At 43.7% G+C, this 16,103-nt stretch carries 12 protein-coding genes; 11 read left to right on the plus strand and 1 reads right to left on the minus strand.

The window, feature by feature from the left end; all coding sequences use genetic code 11:
• Nucleotide 1: 1 nt before the first annotated feature.
• Complete coding sequence (ezrA, locus tag AB1F57_RS04235; RefSeq protein WP_167785553.1) at nucleotides 2–1,726, plus strand: septation ring formation regulator EzrA; 1,725 nt, start codon at nucleotides 2–4, stop codon at nucleotides 1,724–1,726.
• Nucleotides 1,727–1,938: 212 nt separating this feature from the next.
• Here the strand turns inward: ezrA and AB1F57_RS04240 are convergent, their stop codons facing one another.
• Nucleotides 1,939–4,134, minus strand: coding sequence for an LTA synthase family protein (locus tag AB1F57_RS04240; protein WP_174853151.1), 2,196 nt, complete (start codon nucleotides 4,132–4,134; stop codon nucleotides 1,939–1,941).
• A 194-nt stretch (nucleotides 4,135–4,328) separates the two neighbouring features.
• Between AB1F57_RS04240 and AB1F57_RS04245 the strand changes: the two genes are divergently transcribed.
• The 10 genes from AB1F57_RS04245 (at nucleotide 4,329) to AB1F57_RS04290 (ending at nucleotide 16,101) form a co-directional block, all read left to right on the plus strand.
• Nucleotides 4,329–5,489: a class I SAM-dependent rRNA methyltransferase gene (locus tag AB1F57_RS04245; RefSeq protein WP_172079446.1), complete on the plus strand. Its 1,161-nt coding sequence runs from the start codon at nucleotides 4,329–4,331 to the stop codon at nucleotides 5,487–5,489.
• Nucleotides 5,486–6,160, plus strand: coding sequence for a type I 3-dehydroquinate dehydratase (aroD, locus tag AB1F57_RS04250; protein WP_105123240.1), 675 nt, complete (start codon nucleotides 5,486–5,488; stop codon nucleotides 6,158–6,160). Before AB1F57_RS04245 ends, aroD begins: the two co-directional genes overlap by 4 nt.
• A 1-nt stretch (nucleotide 6,161) precedes the next feature.
• Entirely contained in the window at nucleotides 6,162–7,328 is a 1,167-nt protein-coding gene (aroC, locus tag AB1F57_RS04255) for a chorismate synthase (protein WP_367986128.1), read from the plus strand.
• A gap of 7 nt (nucleotides 7,329–7,335) precedes the next feature.
• Complete coding sequence (locus AB1F57_RS04260; RefSeq protein ID WP_105137178.1) at nucleotides 7,336–8,439, plus strand: prephenate dehydrogenase; 1,104 nt, start codon at nucleotides 7,336–7,338, stop codon at nucleotides 8,437–8,439.
• A gap of 9 nt (nucleotides 8,440–8,448) precedes the next feature.
• Nucleotides 8,449–8,787 (plus strand): YlbF/YmcA family competence regulator, encoded by a 339-nt coding sequence (locus AB1F57_RS04265; RefSeq protein ID WP_105110968.1) that lies wholly within the window; start codon nucleotides 8,449–8,451, stop codon nucleotides 8,785–8,787.
• A 53-nt stretch (nucleotides 8,788–8,840) separates the two neighbouring features.
• On the plus strand, nucleotides 8,841–9,464 hold the full coding sequence (locus AB1F57_RS04270) for a DUF3885 domain-containing protein (RefSeq protein ID WP_367986129.1): 624 nt from the start codon (nucleotides 8,841–8,843) through the stop codon (nucleotides 9,462–9,464).
• Between the two features lie 87 nt (nucleotides 9,465–9,551).
• A complete protein-coding gene (locus AB1F57_RS04275; RefSeq protein WP_367986130.1) occupies nucleotides 9,552–12,788 on the plus strand; it encodes a helicase-related protein in 3,237 nt (1,078 codons plus the stop codon).
• Between the two features lies 1 nt (nucleotide 12,789).
• Nucleotides 12,790–13,500, plus strand: coding sequence for a DUF4391 domain-containing protein (locus tag AB1F57_RS04280; RefSeq protein WP_174853148.1), 711 nt, complete (start codon nucleotides 12,790–12,792; stop codon nucleotides 13,498–13,500).
• Nucleotides 13,501–13,739: 239 nt separating this feature from the next.
• Nucleotides 13,740–13,832, plus strand: coding sequence for a putative holin-like toxin (locus AB1F57_RS04285; RefSeq protein WP_221622108.1), 93 nt, complete (start codon nucleotides 13,740–13,742; stop codon nucleotides 13,830–13,832).
• A gap of 403 nt (nucleotides 13,833–14,235) precedes the next feature.
• Nucleotides 14,236–16,101: a site-specific DNA-methyltransferase gene (locus AB1F57_RS04290; RefSeq protein WP_367986332.1), complete on the plus strand. Its 1,866-nt coding sequence runs from the start codon at nucleotides 14,236–14,238 to the stop codon at nucleotides 16,099–16,101.
• Nucleotides 16,102–16,103: the final 2 nt, after the last annotated feature.

The following is a 16,103-nucleotide window of genomic DNA, read 5'->3' on the forward strand; positions in this document are numbered from 1 at the left end:
CATGTCTAGAGGAACAATCTATTTAATCATAGCGATTGTTGTCATTTTAATTGTTGCCTATGTAGCCTGCCTCATCATCCGTAAGAGAAACGAGCAGAAGTTGCTCCAGTTGGAGGATCGTAAGGAAGAGCTATTTAACCTGCCTGTGAATGATGAAGTGGAGCAGGTAAAGACCTTGCACTTGATTGGTCAGAGTCAAATTTCCTTCCGCGAGTGGAATCAAAAATGGGTGGACCTTTCCCTCAATTCATTTGCAGATATTGAGAACCATATTTTTGAAGCAGAAGGGTTTAACAATGCTTTCCGCTTTGTCAGCACAAAGAATGCTATTGACAGCATTGAGAGCCAGATTGACCTAATTGAAGAAGATATCACATCAATCCGTCAAGGCTTGGCAGAGCTCTCCGAACAAGAAGAGAAGAATACTGGTCGCGTCAAATACGCCTTGGATATGTTTGAAGAATTGCAGGCAACTCTGCAGAAAAATTCAGGCAAGTACGGCGATACACTTCCAGAGCTTGAAAAGCAAGTTAAGAATATCGAAGTTGAATTTTCAGAATTCGTTATGCTCAATTCTTCTGGTGACCCGCTTGAGGCAGCTGAAATTCTGAACAAGACAGAGGAGCACATGATTGCCCTCAATCAAATCATGGATCGAATCCCTGCCTTGGTGGAGAAAGTGGATGTAGACTTCCCAGAGCAGTTAGAAGATTTGGAGTCTGGTTACCGTAAGTTGGTTGAACAGAATTACCTGTTCACAGAGACGGACATTGAGTCGACTTTCCAGGAAATCCGTGTTGCTATTCGTGAAAATTCAGCCCTCATCGTGTCATTTGATTTGGATGTGGCTGAGGCTGAAAATACCCACATTCAAGAGCGCATTGACCATCTCTATGATGTATTCCAGAAGGAAATTGATGCTCACAAAGAGACAGTTAAAATCAGCAAAACCCTGCCCAAGTATTTGGAGCATATCCGCAGCAATTCAGACAAATTGACAGAAGAGGTTAACCTTCTTCAAGCTACCTACGTTTTGGCGGATAGCAAGGTTTCTCGTATTCAACAATTGGCAAATCGCTTGACATCACTGGATGCTGTTGTGACAGAAGGTGTTGAAGATTTGGACAATCCTCAGGTAGCCTATTCAATTCTTCAGGAGCGCTTGGAACATGCCCTTGCAAGTTTGAAAGAAATTGAAGAAGAGCAGCTAGTCTTGGCAGACTATCTCAAGACCCAAGAGGATTCAGAAAAATCGGCTCGTATCAAAGCAAATCTCTACATTCATAAGCTGCACACCCTTAAACGCTTTATGGAAAAACGAAATCTTCCTGGTATCCCAGAATATTTCCTTTCAAGTTTCTTCCGTACCAGCGATCAGGTGGAAGCTTTGGCAGCAGAGTTAGAGTATTCTAAAATCAATATTGAAATCATCAATCGATTGTTGGAGAATGCAACCTATGATATGGAAAAATTAGAAGAAATCGCCTATTCAATCGTTCAGTATTCTACACTGACAGAGCAGTTGCTTCAGTATTCTAACCGCTACCGTTCATTCGACGAGAATGTTCAAAAAGCCTTCAATCGTTCGCTTGCAATTTTTGAAAAAGATTTTGATTATCAAGCATCATTTGAAGAAATCTCATTTGCCTTGGAAGCAGTTGAACCAGGCGTTACAGAACGTTTTGTTCGTTCATACGAAAAGACTCGCGAAAGCATTCGTTATTAATAGAAGATTAAGGACTGAAGCAGTAGCTTCGGTCTTTGTTTGCGCTTTGGAGATAGCAGTGAAGCAATTGGATTAAGGTTGAAAGGACAGTTGTATAGGTGCAATCTGCATAGAAAAACTCCTCAGAATGGTCATTCTAAGGAGTAGTGAAATATGTCAACAGGTTTCAAATTAATGACACAGGGAAAGGAAGTTAGCTTATCTCCCATTTCCTAATTCCCTGCGCTGGTGCTGGTTTCCGTTGTTGTGTCAGAATCATCTGTGTTGCTGGAAGTTGTCGCACTTGTCTCAGCTGTTTCTTTATGCAATTCCTGATAGCTCGGTGCTTTAAAGAGACTGACGGTCGATTGTTTATTTTTTCGTGCCCAGAGGCTGGTTGACTCTTGACCAAGTGCTTTTTCTCTTTCTAGCAGTTTTTTCAGGGAATCTTGATAGGAATAAGTTGAAACATCTGGGAATCCTATATCGTTTTTTAAGAAGCGGAAGAGATCGCCAGTTTGAATGGCATCGCTAGTTGCTAACTGAGAAGCTACCCGATTTTTTATATTTTCGATTTTAGCCAAAGTCGTTTCATCTGGATTGGTGAGTTCGATGCCACTATCGGTGTAGTAGAGCTTGCCGGCATAGGATGTATATTCTGGTGTAACAAAGGTATCTGCTGTTCGCATGGCAACAATCTGTTGTTTCTGCGGTGACAGTAAATCTTGTCCAACTTGTAGGAATTGATTGGTTTCAATGCCTAGTAAGTGCTCAATGGTTGGCAAGGAGTCTATCTCGCCACCGTAGGTATCAATGATTCGTCCCTCTGTCATTCCAGGTACCACAATCATGTAGGGAACCCGTTGTAACATGGCGTTGTCGTATTCGGACCAGGTTTCTGGGTCCTTGCCAATGAGGGCAGCCAAATCCGGGTTACGGGAATTAGAAATACCGTAATGGTCACTGTAGAGGACAATGATAGAATTTTCGTAGAGGCCACTTTCTTTCAGGTAGTCAAAGAAAGCCTTGACTGCTGCATCGAGATAGTTTGCTGTAGCAAAGTAGCTATTGATGGTCGCATCCTCTCCCTTGGCCAGTGGGAAGCCGACTTCGTCGCCGCTCAAGCTGGTTGTGAATGGATAGTGATTGGATACGAGAATGTATTTGGCGTAGAATGGTTGCTGGAGAAGCTCCAGATACTGAATGGAATCAGCCAGGACAACCTTGTCATTGAGCCCGTATTGGAAGGAATTTTCTTCCGTCGGTTCTGAGAAGTAGGAAATATCAAAGAAGTTGTTGTATCCCCAGCGCTTGTAAGTGTTGTTTCGGTTCCAGAAGGTGCCGCTATTTCCGTGGAAGACAGCTGAGTCGTAACCGGCCAACTTGGATAGGATATAGGGAGCAGCTTGCTGGCTATTGCTTCCCCCATACTGGACCATAAAGGAACCCTGGTCGAGTCCGAATAAGGATGTATCCATCATGGTCTCAGCATCGGAGGTTTTCCCCGCCTTGACCTGGTGGAAGAAGTTTGAGAAAGCAAGGGTAGAGTTGGAATGGTAGAGGGAGTTGAGGAAGGGAGTAACCTCGTATTCCTGGCCGTCGACCTCTAGTTTGTAATCAATGATGAACTGCTGTAGACTTTCCAGGTGCAGGTAGATGACATTTTTCCCCTTGGCCTTGCCAAAAAATTCAGGATTTGGTGCTGCATAATTGGTTTGGATGAAGCTTTGCACAGGCTCCAAATCGGCTGCGCTGGCACCGGAACGGTCCTTCTCCGCAGAATAGGTCTGGTTGGCATTATAGCTTAAGTAGGCTGGCAAGCCCAGGGCCCGAACGATATAGATATTGGAAAAACCGCGGGACAAGAGCTCTGGGCGATCAATTTCTGCTAAGAATAGGTTGACCGAAAAAAGTAGAACAGATAGTGACGTTAGGGCCAGAGCCTGGTTCTGAGGGAAAACTGAACGTTCTAATCTTATTTTTTTTGCACGAATCAGGAAAATCAGGCCAACAAAATCTAAGAAATAAACCAGGTCCCAGGGACGAAATAACTTGGTCACTGCTTGTCCCTTAAACCCTTCGGAAACGCTGGAAGATGCCAAAATAGTCGAGACGGAGAAGAAATCTGAAAATTCTCGGTAGTAGACGGCATTTGCGAACAGCCAGGCAAAGAGGAGAAAGTAAATTGTCCCTGCAGTTGCGTAAAAGAGCTTGCTATTTTTGATATAGAGGGCCAGCCCCAGCAGCAGCAGCCCCAGTGGAATAGGGTTGATAATGGCAATCAGCAACTGGTAGGGGTTGGATAGGTCCAGGTTAAAGTCAACAAAATAGGCCCACAAGGCCTTGAGCCAATAGCTGGTCAGGAGGGCAAGAATAAAAGCCAGTCGGCCACTCAGGTGCTGTTTCATCCATTGGCTAATCTTTTTCACCATTCTAAAGTCCTCTCTGTCCTTTCAAAAAATTTTATAAGCCCCTTCACACCGAAGGCAGATTTAGAAACTAGCTCTATATAAGAGTTCCGGTCTGTGAATATAGGTTCTCATCATTATACCACATTTTCAAAACATGCTTGAATTCTAGGAGTATTTTTGTGAATCGAATAATTTTTTGGTATAATATTTCCATGAAATTGATTTTACATCCCAAAGCTGAAAAAAGGCTAAAAAGAGGACTGCATGGCCTTCTGGAACACGATTTTTTGGTTCAACCGGAGCTGGACAAGTGGGTGGAACTCTATAATCAAGCCAATCAGTTTATTGGTCAGGCCTATATTTCCAAAGAGAATAAGGGCTATGGCTGGTTGGTTAGTTCTACCAAGCAGGCAGTGACAGAGGAATGGTTTGTCAAACTCTTTGAGACAGCCAAATCTAAGCGGCAGGCCTATTTCCATTCTGAGCAGACGACTGCCTTCCGTCTCTTCAATCAAGATGGCGATGGTTTTGGTGGTTTTACAGTGGATTTGTATGCTGACTATGCTGTATTCTCCTGGTATAATTCCTTTGTTTATGGCATCAAAGAGGTGATTATTTCTGCCTTTAGCCAGGTTTATCAAGAGCTTGCTGGTGCCTATGAAAAGATTCGTTTTAAGGGATTGGATTATGAGAGTGCACATCTATACGGTCAGGAGGCTCCAGATACCTTTACGGTTTTGGAAAATGGTGTCCGCTATCAAGTTTTTATGAACGATGGATTGATGACGGGAATTTTTCTGGACCAGCATGAGGTCCGTGGCTCACTAATAGATGGTCTCGCAGCTGGAAAATCCCTGCTCAATATGTTTTCCTATACGGCAGCCTTCTCGATTGCAGCGGCTATGGGCGGAGCCAGCCAGACGACCTCTGTTGATTTGGCTAAGCGATCTCGGGAGCTGTCCCAGGCGCATTTTGAGGCAAATGGTGTGGATGTTGACCAACATAGCTTTGTGGTCATGGATGTTTTTGAATACTTCAAATATGCCAAGCGTAAGGGCTTGACCTACGATGTTATCGTTATTGATCCACCAAGTTTTGCCCGTAATAAAAAACAAACTTTTTCGGTTGCCAAGGACTACCATAAGCTGGTCAGCCAGGCGGTGGAAATTTTAGAGCCAAATGGTCATTTGATTTTGTCAACCAATGCGGCCAATCTTTCCCTGGAGAAATTCAAGGACCAGATTGAAAAAGGATTCGGTGCTGTCAAGCATCGCTATGTGACGACCTATCGTCTTCCGTCGGATTTTGTATACAATAAAAAAGATGAAAGTAGTAATTACCTAAAGGTCTTTACAATACAGGTGAAAAAATGAAAATAGTTATTCCGATTATGCCTAGAAATTTTGAGGAAGTGGAAGCCTTAGACGTTGAGCGTCTGGCCGAAGCGGACTTGATTGAATGGCGGGCAGATTATCTGCAAAAAGAAGCTATCTTGACTCTTGCGCCTGCTATTTTTGAAAAATGCAACGGTAAGGAAGTGATTTTCACAGTTCGTACGACGCGTGAGGGTGGCTATCTGGACCTAGATGCCCAGGAATATGTGGACTTAATCAAGGAAGTTGCTGGACTTTATCAGCCTGAGTACATTGATTTTGAATACTATTCATATAAGGCCGTCTTCGACCAGATGCTGGACTTTCCAAATTTGGTGCTGAGCTACCACAACTTTGAGGAGACACCGGCCAACTATCTGGAAATCATGTCTGAATTGACTAGTCTATCGCCAGCTGTTGTTAAGATTGCTGTGATGGCTAAGTCAGAGCAGGATGTTCTGGATGTGATGAACTACACACGAGGTTTCAAAACCCTCAATGCAGAGCAGACCTTTGCGACGATTTCCATGGGTGAGCTGGGTAAACTCACTCGCATCGCTGGTCACATAACTGGTTCATGCTGGACCTTTGCAAGTTTAGATGAGGTTTCTGCGCCTGGGCAAATGTCCCTGGCCAATACCCGCAAGTTTTTAGAGATTTTGGAGAATTAGGATGAGATATTTAACTGCTGGAGAGTCCCATGGACCACGTTTGACGGCTATTATTGAGGGAGTGCCTGCCGGTCTTCCATTGACTGCAGATGACATCAATGCAGACTTGATTCGCCGTCAGGGCGGTTACGGTCGCGGAAGTCGGATGAAAATCGAGACAGACCGTGTGGAAATCACGGCTGGTGTTCGTCATGGTAAGACGACTGGGGCACCGATTACGCTCAATGTGACCAACAAAGACCACCAGAAGTGGCTGGACATTATGGCAGTGGAAGATATTGAGGACAAGCTCAAGTCAAAACGCCGGATCAAGCATCCTCGTCCAGGTCATGCGGACTTGGTCGGCGGGATGAAATACCGTTTTGACGACCTTCGTAATTCCTTGGAGCGGTCATCTGCGCGTGAGACGACCATGCGGGTGGCGGTAGGTGCCGTTGCCAAGCGCATTTTGGCTGAGTTGGACATTGAAATTGCCAACCACGTTGTCGTCTTCGGTGGCAAGGAAATCGACATTCCAGATGGTCTGACTGTTGCAGAAATTCGTGAATTGGCTGCTAAGTCTGAAGTGTCTATTGTCAACCAGGAACGTGAGCAGGAAATCAAGGATTACATTGATCAAATCAAACGCGACGGAGACACGATTGGTGGTGTTGTCGAGACAGTTGTCGGTGGAGTGCCTGCTGGTCTTGGTTCCTATGTGCAATGGGATAGAAAATTAGATGCAAAATTGGCCCAGGCCGTTGTATCTATCAATGCCTTCAAGGGAGCAGAATTTGGAGTAGGATTCCAAGCAGGTTATTTGAGAGGTAGCCAGGTCATGGACGAAATCCTGTGGAATGCAGAAGAGGGCTACACTCGCCGCACCAACAATCTCGGTGGTTTTGAGGGTGGCATGACCAATGGTCAGCCCCTGGTCATCAAGGGAGTGATGAAACCAATTCCGACCCTCTACAAGCCGCTTATGTCAGTGGATATTGACACTCACGAGCCTTACAAGGCGACGGTGGAGCGTTCCGATCCGACGGCGTTGCCAGCGGCGGGAGTGGTCATGGAGGCTGTTGTGGCGACAGTTCTTGCGACAGAAATCTTGGACAAGTTCTCATCTGATAACCTGGAAGAACTCAAGGCAGCTGTGGCTAGCCACCGTGACTATGTGAAGAATTTCTAGGAGTCTCATGACAAAAACGATTTATATTGCAGGCTTGGGTCTGATTGGGGCCTCTTTGGCCCTGGGTATTCGGAAGGCCCACCCAGATTACCGAATCATTGGCTACAATCGCGGTGAGCAATCGCGGCGCGTGGCTCTGGAGCGGGGCATGGTGGACCTGGCGACAGACAATTTTACCCAGTATGCAGGTCAGGCAGATGTGATTATCCTCTGTGTGCCTATCCAGCAGACTATCGAATTTATCAAAGAACTGAGCCAATTGGGCTTAAAAGAAAATGTCCTTGTGACTGACGCAGGTTCGACCAAGGTGGCCATTGTGGCAGCGGCTGAGGAATACCTGGCACCCAAAGGTATCAACTTTATTGGTGGACATCCCATGGCAGGTAGCCATAAATCGGGCGCTGAGGCGGCAGATAGCTTGCTCTTTGAAAATGCCTATTTTATCATGACGCCTTCTAGTCTGACCAAGCCAGATGCAGTGCCACGATTGACAGATTTGTTGTCGGGGACCGGTGCTCGTTTTGTGCAAATCGATGCGGAGGAGCACGACCGGGTGACCAGTCAGGTTTCCCATTTTCCTCACGTTTTGGCATCTAGTCTGATGAATCAGGCTGGGGACTATGCTCTGGACCATCCTTTCACTAATAATTTTGCGGCAGGTGGTTTCAGGGATATGACGCGGATTGCTGAGAGTGAGCCTGGCATGTGGACCAGTATTTTGGTGACCAATCCAGAGCCGATTCTGGGACGGATTGAGGAATTTAAGGCGAGGTTGGACCAAGTGGCTCAGCTATTGTCCACAAAAGACCAGGATGCTATCTGGGAGTTTTTCGACCATGGACGGAAGATGCGCAAGGCTATGGAAATTCATAAGCGGGCTGGTGTGGATTCCTTCTATGATTTGTTTATCAATGTTCCGGATGAGGAAGACACGGTCTTGAAGGTGCTGGAGGTCCTGCGAGGCATTTCGATCGTCAATATCCGTATCAACGAGGAAAACCGTGAGGATATTTACGGTATCTTGCAAATTACGTTTAAAAATAAGGAAGATTTGGAGGATGCTGCTGGACGGTTGCGTCAGCAGACGGACTACCAAATCCACCTAGATTAGGAGAAAATTATGTCAACAAATATCTATGATATTGCCAATGAGTTGGAGCGTGCTATCCGCAATTTGCCTGAATACAAGGCGGTTGAAGCGGTTAAGGTGTCTGTGGAAGCCAATCCAGAAGCCAAGTCTATTTTGGAAGGCTATATTGAGTTCCAAAAGTCTATCCAGGCTAAATTGCAGGCTGGTGACATTCCGACTGAAGTGGACCAGAAAAAGATGTTGGACTTCAATAAGCAGGTTCAAGGTAACGCTCTTTTGACAGAGTACTTCAGCAAGCAACAGCAGTTGGGAACCTACGTAGCTGATTTGGAGCGGATTATCTTCACACCGCTGAATGAATTGTTATAAGAGAAATCAAGTATGTCATGAAAATGGCATGCTTTTTTGAAAGGTGATTATTGATGAAATTGATTAATGAATGGCTTGAGCAGTTTGAATGTATAGACAATTATCCTTTAGTTGGCCCCTTCTTTTATAGTACAGAAAAAGCCTTGCGTTTTGAGATTGGACCTGTGGATGAGGCTGAAACTCTTCCTAGAAAAGTTTATCTTGACCATGCTTATGCGCGTGCGGTAGAGCTGTTGGAGCGGGCTAGTTCAGCATACGACTATGTGGTTCTTTCACTGCTTCGACAGGAAGATAGGGATATCGACTCTTACCTTTGGCATTTTACATCGAAATTTAACTTTGACAAGTGTCCTGAGCCTGACTTGATTGAAGTGGAGGACTGGACGGGAGAAGTGCTGGTCTATGAACGTTATCTTTTTCCGGTCGCTGACCAAGATTTGAAAGCTCTGTTGTGGGAGATTATCAAGGCCGACCATGGTGGCTTTAACTATCTTTCTGCTTCAGTTATCTTTCTATCTAGCAAGGACAAGGTTCTGTATCATTGCTATGACGATAGGGGGGTAGATATCGCGGTGGTGGATGATGACAAGCGTCGCCAGCTTTTTACGGACTGCCATGACCTTCTTTTTGACTATGATATGGAGGAGATGAGGAGACGGATGAGGTTGATGGAGTAGAAAGGTATCCTTGGCAGCAGCTGGGGATATATTTTTATCCATTTGATATGATATACTAGTTTATATAGAAAGAATAGAGAGGTTCCTATGGAAATTGATAACCGAACGGTCTTGCTTGGGGACCAGTTAAAAGAGCATATAACAAAGGGAAGCACAGTCAAGATGGCTGCGGCAACCTTTTCTATGTTTGCGTATCAGTCTTTAAAAGAAGAGCTTGAGCAAATTGACGAGCTGAAATTTATTTTTACCAGCCCAACCTTCACGACCAACGAAGTCGCCAAAGAATACCGTGAATATACTATACCCAAGAAACAGCGAGAATCATCTATATTTGGAGCTGAGTACGAGCTCAAATTGATGAATGAACTAACCCAAAAATCTCTGGCTAGAGAATGTGCCGACTGGGTGCGTCGAAAGGCTCAGTTTAAGTCTATCAATGTCCATGAAGAAATTGACAACGGCATTCGGATTGACAACGGTCAAATCATCACAGTAGACAAGCTGAAAAATTTTGACCGTAAGGAACTGGGCTATGAAAATTCACTTTTTAAGTCCAGCCGTAATTTGTATACAGAGCCACAAAGCTTGACCTATCTGCGAAACTTTGAAGATTACTGGGAAAATGATGAATATTTCCGTGATGTGACCGAGGAAGTTTTAGAAAATCTGACCTTGGCCCATAAGGAGCATTCGCCAGAGTTTCTCTACTATGTCATGCTCTATAATATCTTTAGTGAATTTTTAGAAGATGTCAATCAAGACCAACTGCCAAATGAACATGTTCAATATAAGGAAACCAAGATTTGGAATCTCTTGTATGATTTTCAAAAGGATGCGGTCAAGTCGCTGATTTCAAAATTGGAACGATACAATGGCTGTATTCTAGCGGACTCGGTCGGTCTAGGAAAGACTTTTACAGCTCTTGCTGTCATGACCTACTATGCCTATCGCGGCAAACGAATCTTGGTTCTTTGTCCCAAAAAGTTGGAGCATAACTGGAACATGTACCGCCACGATTATGTCAACAATCCCATTTATGACCGCTATCTCCAGTATGACGTCCTCTATCATACAGACCTCAGCCGTGACAAGGGAATATCAAATGGTATTGACTTGGCGCTCAACCGTTGGGATACCTATGATTTAGTCGTTATTGATGAATCGCATAACTTTAGAAACGGTGGTTCATCGGATGTTGAGACGGAAGCTGGACGAGAAAATCGCTACTCCCGCTTGATGAATCGGATTATCAAAAGCGGTGTACCGACAAAGGTTCTTATGTTGTCTGCAACCCCTGTAAATAACCGTTTCAATGATTTGAAAAATCAAATTGCCCTAGCCTATGAAGGCGATGCGGCACAATTCGATGCCAAATTAGACACCAAATCTTCCATCAATGATATCTTTCGTATGGCACAAACTGCTTATAATCAATGGACAGAGCTACCAGCAGAATCCCGTACAACAGCTGCTCTACTTGACAAACTAGACTTTGACTTCTTCAAAGTCCTTGATAGCGTGACCATTGCACGAAGCCGTAAGCATATCCGACAATTTTATGATAGAAATGTGATTGGTGATTTTCCAGAACGACTGGCCCCTAAAAACTTCTATCCAGACTTGACGGTCAATCGAAGAGATATTACTTACGAACGGATTTATGCTCTGTTAGACCAACTTCAATTAACAATCTATCAGCCAAGTCTATTCATTCATCCCTCAAAACGTTCCCGCTATGAAAAAGCGGAAGGGCAAGGTTTGACCCAGCTTGGGCGGGAAACCGGGATTAAGAAACTGATGATGATCAACCTCTTGAAACGCTTGGAAAGTTCTATTGAGGCCTTTCGCTATACCTTGATTGACGTGGTCAAGGCTTATGTAGACAAAACAATTCTGAGCATAGAAGAGTTTGAAGTTGCAGGTGGTGAAGGGAATGTTCAGTTGCAAGAGTTGGCTGAAGATGATTTTGATGTCGAAGATAGCAACACGGATTTCTTTGTTGGAAAGAAATTCCCTATCAAGCTGTCTGACATGGACTACCTATCTTGGAAGAGGGATTTACAGGCTGACCAAACAGTGTTGAGAGAATTAGAGGACCTGGTCAATTTAATCACACCACAGGAAGATCAGAAATTACAGACCTTGTTTAACTTGATTGATGACAAATTGGCACAGCCAATCAATCCAGATAACAAGAAAGTGATTATCTTCTCAGCCTTTGCGACGACTACAGACTATCTTTATAAAAATATTAGCCATTATCTCTTGGATAAGTATGGACTTCATACAGCCCAGATTTCAGGGACTAAAGGTTTTTCGACCACTTTGCCACTCAAAAATAAGGACTTGAACACCCTTCTGACCTATTTCTCTCCGAGATCCAAGCAGAAGGACTTGCTTTATCCTGATGATCATCGAGAAATTGATGTCTTGATTGCGACAGATGTTATCTCAGAAGGTCAAAACCTACAAGACGCTGATACCATGATAAACTATGACATTCACTGGAATCCTGTCCGTATTGTCCAGCGCTTTGGTCGGGTAGATCGTATCGGTAGTCAGAACAAATACATCCAGCTGGTCAATTTTTGGCCCAACATTGCTTTGGATACTTATATCGATCTCAAGGCGCGTGTGGAATCCAGAATGAAAATCTCTGTACTGACTTCAACGGCTGATGACAATGTCTTGACCAACGAGGAAATCGAGGACAATAATTATCGGAAGAAACAGCTTGAACGCCTCCAGACAGAGGTCGTTGATTTGGAAGATATGAATGAGGGGATTTCCATTATGGATCTAGGTTTGGAAGACTACCGTATGGACCTGCTCAGCTATTTAGCCAAACACCCAGAGTTAGAAGCTATGCCTAAAGGTCTTCAAGCAGTGGTGCAGGCAGGGCAAGGGCAATCAGCTGGAGCCATCTTCCTCTTGAAGAATATTGCCCACCAGACCCATCTCAGTAAGAAAAATCGACTTCATCCCTACTATCTGGTCTATATCAGTGACGAGGGAGAGACGGTCTACTCCATTGCAGATACCAAAGCATTGCTGGAGCACCTACGCATGATTACCAAGGGCAAAAATCAGCCTGAGAAAGATTTGGTGGCAACCTACAATCGTGCCACTGATGATGGTGCCAAAATGGAGCATTACTCCGACCTCTTGCAAAGAAGTCTTGAAAATCTCGTGGAGAGCGATGAGGAGACCTTCAATGAGTCCCTCTTCACATCTGATACCATTGACTTTATGGATAGCGGGGTGGACGGAAGTGATGATTTTGAACTAATGGCCTTCTTTGCCGTTTTGAAAGGAGAAGACTAAGATGCCATTTTTACCATCTACTCAGATTCCAAGCCCCAAAGTCCTCTACAAGCCTTATCAAAAAGGCAACAAGGACTTTCTAGATAATTTTGGCCTATCTACAGCTGATAAACAGCTCCTACGGCAGCAAATCGGCCAGATTACCGCTACCCATCAACTAGATGCCAAGACCCTCCCCATTCCAGCGGGCAAGACCATTCAGCAAATCATCGTTCTTCGGATTGACCTCTTGAGTCAGCAACTAGACCTGCACTTACTAGCAGAGCTGGACACTTATCTGGGATTTTACACCCTCTTTCATCTGGTATTTCCAGATGGGACTAGCCAGTATTTGATTCATTTTAAGGAAAAGCTGGCGCAATTGAGAGGGGGTCGGAATTTTAAGATTGTTCGTCACTTTCAAACAGACAAACCTCTGGCGTTGACCTACCAAGAAAGGGACTTGGACCAGTTTTATGAAAACTTGGTCAAACAAGCGGGGGAAAAAGAACTGGTCGGGGGCGGAGCTTCTATCAAAGACCAGATTGAGCAGACGGAACGCATAGCAGCAATGGAAAAGAAAGCAACTCAGCTCAAGAAAAAGATGTTTGCCGAAAAAGCCATGCGCAAACAAATGGAACTTCGAAAGGCCTACAAAGCCCTAGAAGAAGAAATCCAACAGTTGAGAACCAGCATTCACAGTTCAGCACCTTCATCTAAGGCTAGTTTTTAAGATATTCATCGTTCGTTTTTTTCAAAATACAGGTATTTCTTCAAAAAACTGCCTGGATTAGCTAAAAACTATTACTTATATGAAAGTACTTCACAAGTGAATACAGGTTCAAAAAAATCCACAGTAAATTCTGTGGACGATATGGTATAATAGAACAGTAGAAAAGTTCCAAAAGCGGGGCGGAAATCTATTTTGGGAGGTGGTGCCTATGCAGTACCGAACTAGAGAGGTTTGCCGCAATGTCTGTCGCAGAGGCCCTCGGGCTGATGTTTCAGTTTGGCACGTTACTAATCGTGCTACTGACATTTATTTTTAACAATCGTAAAAAATAAAAGACAGCCAACCGCTACGAAACTTTGACCGAGTGAACTAGCAGGTTGACTGTAATCTTCATTCGTCCCGTCTTTAAAACGGTTCTACTGGGATTGAGTTGGCGCTCAATCCCTTTTTCACCCTTATTATATCACAAACTAAAATCGTTTGACAATTTTTTATCTACATCATCAAAAAAGGCTTGACAGCCTAAGAAAAGGAGATTACCATGAGCACAGCACAGCACAGCACAGCACAGCACAGCACAGCACAGCACAGCAAAAGCTTGGAGACTACACTCAAGTTGAAAAGTTAGACCTGACTTCAAAAGATATTTTATCAGACAATATTGCAAAAATTGGTCAGCTTTTTCCTGAGGTTCTAACAGAAAGTAGTGATGAAAATGGCAGGTTACGACCAGCCATTGACTTTGACAAGCTACGCCAATTTCTTTCAAGAGAGATTGTTGAGGGGCGGGAGTCCTATGAGTTTACCTGGGTCGGCAAACGCGGAGCGATTGCGGAGGCAGGTAAACCGACGACCCAGACCCTTCGCCCAGATCTTGAGGAAAGTGTTGATTTTGACAAGTCTGAGAATATCTTTATAACAGGGGACAATCTGGAAGTCCTCAAGGTCTTGCAGGAGTCTTATCTGGGCAAGATTGACATGATTTACATTGACCCACCTTATAATACAGGTCAGGACTTTGTCTATTCGGATAAATTCCAGATAAGTAAGGGAGAGATGGATGAGGCGACCGATAGTCTGGATGAGACTGGGCAACGTCTGGTGAAAAATGAAAAATTCTCTGCCCGCTATCACTCCGACTGGCTCAATATGATGTACCCTCGCCTAGTCCTTGCCCGCAATCTACTTAAAGATAGTGGCGTCATCTTTATCTCCATTGATGACAACGAACAAGCCAACCTCAAAGCTATCTGTGATGAGATATTTGGGGAGGAGAACTATATATCTACCATATGCGTCGAAACTAGTAGCGGTGTTTTTGGTATGAAAGCTAAACATGTCGATAGAACAATTGTAAAATCTAAGGATTATGTACATGTTTATTCTAAACAGCATGAAATTATTAGATTTTCTCCAATCTACACTAAGAGCAAGAAGATGTTTGATACTCACTTTACTTTTTATAAAAAGGGAGAATTTGAATGTCAATTTAATGAATTTTTACAAAACTCAGAATTAGTTAATAGTTACGCTAATAGATTGGGTATCACGAATAATATTGCTAATCTACATTTTATGATGTCCGTATTTCCTGATGTTAAAAACTTCATATTATCTGAGAGAGAAAATATTTATCGTATAAGAGACTATACTCTAAAAATTTCTAATGATGAGAAAGAGTTATTAAAAGATGGGAAAAAACATAGGATAAATAATTATTATGTTTATCAAAATGAAAAAGGAAAGTTATTATATTTATACCCTTTTTCTCAATTGACTAATATAACTAGTGATTACAAGTCAGAATTAACTAGTAGTGTCTTGGTTGGTGATTTGTGGAAATCCTTCAATGAGGACATGGGGAATATAGGAAAAGAAGGAGATGTGAAATTCTCAAACGGGAAAAAACCTGTTAGGTTAATTAAGAATATGTTGAAGATTGTTGGGAATAAAAATATGAAAATCCTTGACTTCTTCGCTGGTTCCGCAACTACTGCACACGCAGTTATGCAGTTGAACGCTGAAGACGGCGGTAACCGCAAGTACATTCTCTGTACGCTGGATGAGCAGGTGGCAGACAAATCAGCTGCCAAGGAGGCTGGCTATGAAACCATTGACCAGATTTCTCGTGAGCGGATTCGTCGGGCTGCGAAAAAGATTCAGGAAGAACATCCTGAAACTGTCGGCAAGCAAGACTTTGGTTTTAGAGCTTATAAGCTAGACAGTTCAAACTTCAAGGATGTCAGCCAAACACCAGACAGCTTTAGCCAAGAAAGCCTATTTGACAGTGTTTCCAACATCAAAGACGGTCGGACAGACCTTGACCTCCTCTTCCAGATTATGCTGACTTGGGGCATGAAATTATCTCTTCCGATTGCGAAAACTCAAATTGACGGTACAGTTGTTTACAATGTGGCAGACGGTGCCTTGATTGCCTGCTTTGCAGATGAGATTTCAGAAAGCGTCCTCCGTCAAATCGCCAAAGAAGAACCTCTCCGTGCGGTCTTCAAGGATGAATCCTTCGCCAACTCCGCAGCTAAAATCAACCTGGGTCAAATCTTCAAAGAAGAAGCACCAAATACCAAAGTGAAGGTGGTGTAAAA

This window comes from Streptococcus nasisuis (genome assembly GCF_040836615.1).
Lineage (GTDB): Bacteria > Bacillota > Bacilli > Lactobacillales > Streptococcaceae > Streptococcus > Streptococcus suis_V.

Coding starts and splice junctions, on each gene's coding strand:
- ezrA (WP_167785553.1), top strand. CDS start 2: ATGTCTAGAGGAACAATCTATTTAATCATAGCGATTGTTGTCATTTTA.
- AB1F57_RS04275 (WP_367986130.1), top strand. CDS start 9,552: ATGGAAATTGATAACCGAACGGTCTTGCTTGGGGACCAGTTAAAAGAG.
- aroD (WP_105123240.1), top strand. CDS start 5,486: ATGAAAATAGTTATTCCGATTATGCCTAGAAATTTTGAGGAAGTGGAA.
- AB1F57_RS04280 (WP_174853148.1), top strand. CDS start 12,790: ATGCCATTTTTACCATCTACTCAGATTCCAAGCCCCAAAGTCCTCTAC.
- AB1F57_RS04265 (WP_105110968.1), top strand. CDS start 8,449: ATGTCAACAAATATCTATGATATTGCCAATGAGTTGGAGCGTGCTATC.
- aroC (WP_367986128.1), top strand. CDS start 6,162: ATGAGATATTTAACTGCTGGAGAGTCCCATGGACCACGTTTGACGGCT.
- AB1F57_RS04270 (WP_367986129.1), top strand. CDS start 8,841: ATGAAATTGATTAATGAATGGCTTGAGCAGTTTGAATGTATAGACAAT.
- AB1F57_RS04245 (WP_172079446.1), top strand. CDS start 4,329: ATGAAATTGATTTTACATCCCAAAGCTGAAAAAAGGCTAAAAAGAGGA.
- AB1F57_RS04260 (WP_105137178.1), top strand. CDS start 7,336: ATGACAAAAACGATTTATATTGCAGGCTTGGGTCTGATTGGGGCCTCT.
- AB1F57_RS04285 (WP_221622108.1), top strand. CDS start 13,740: ATGTCTGTCGCAGAGGCCCTCGGGCTGATGTTTCAGTTTGGCACGTTA.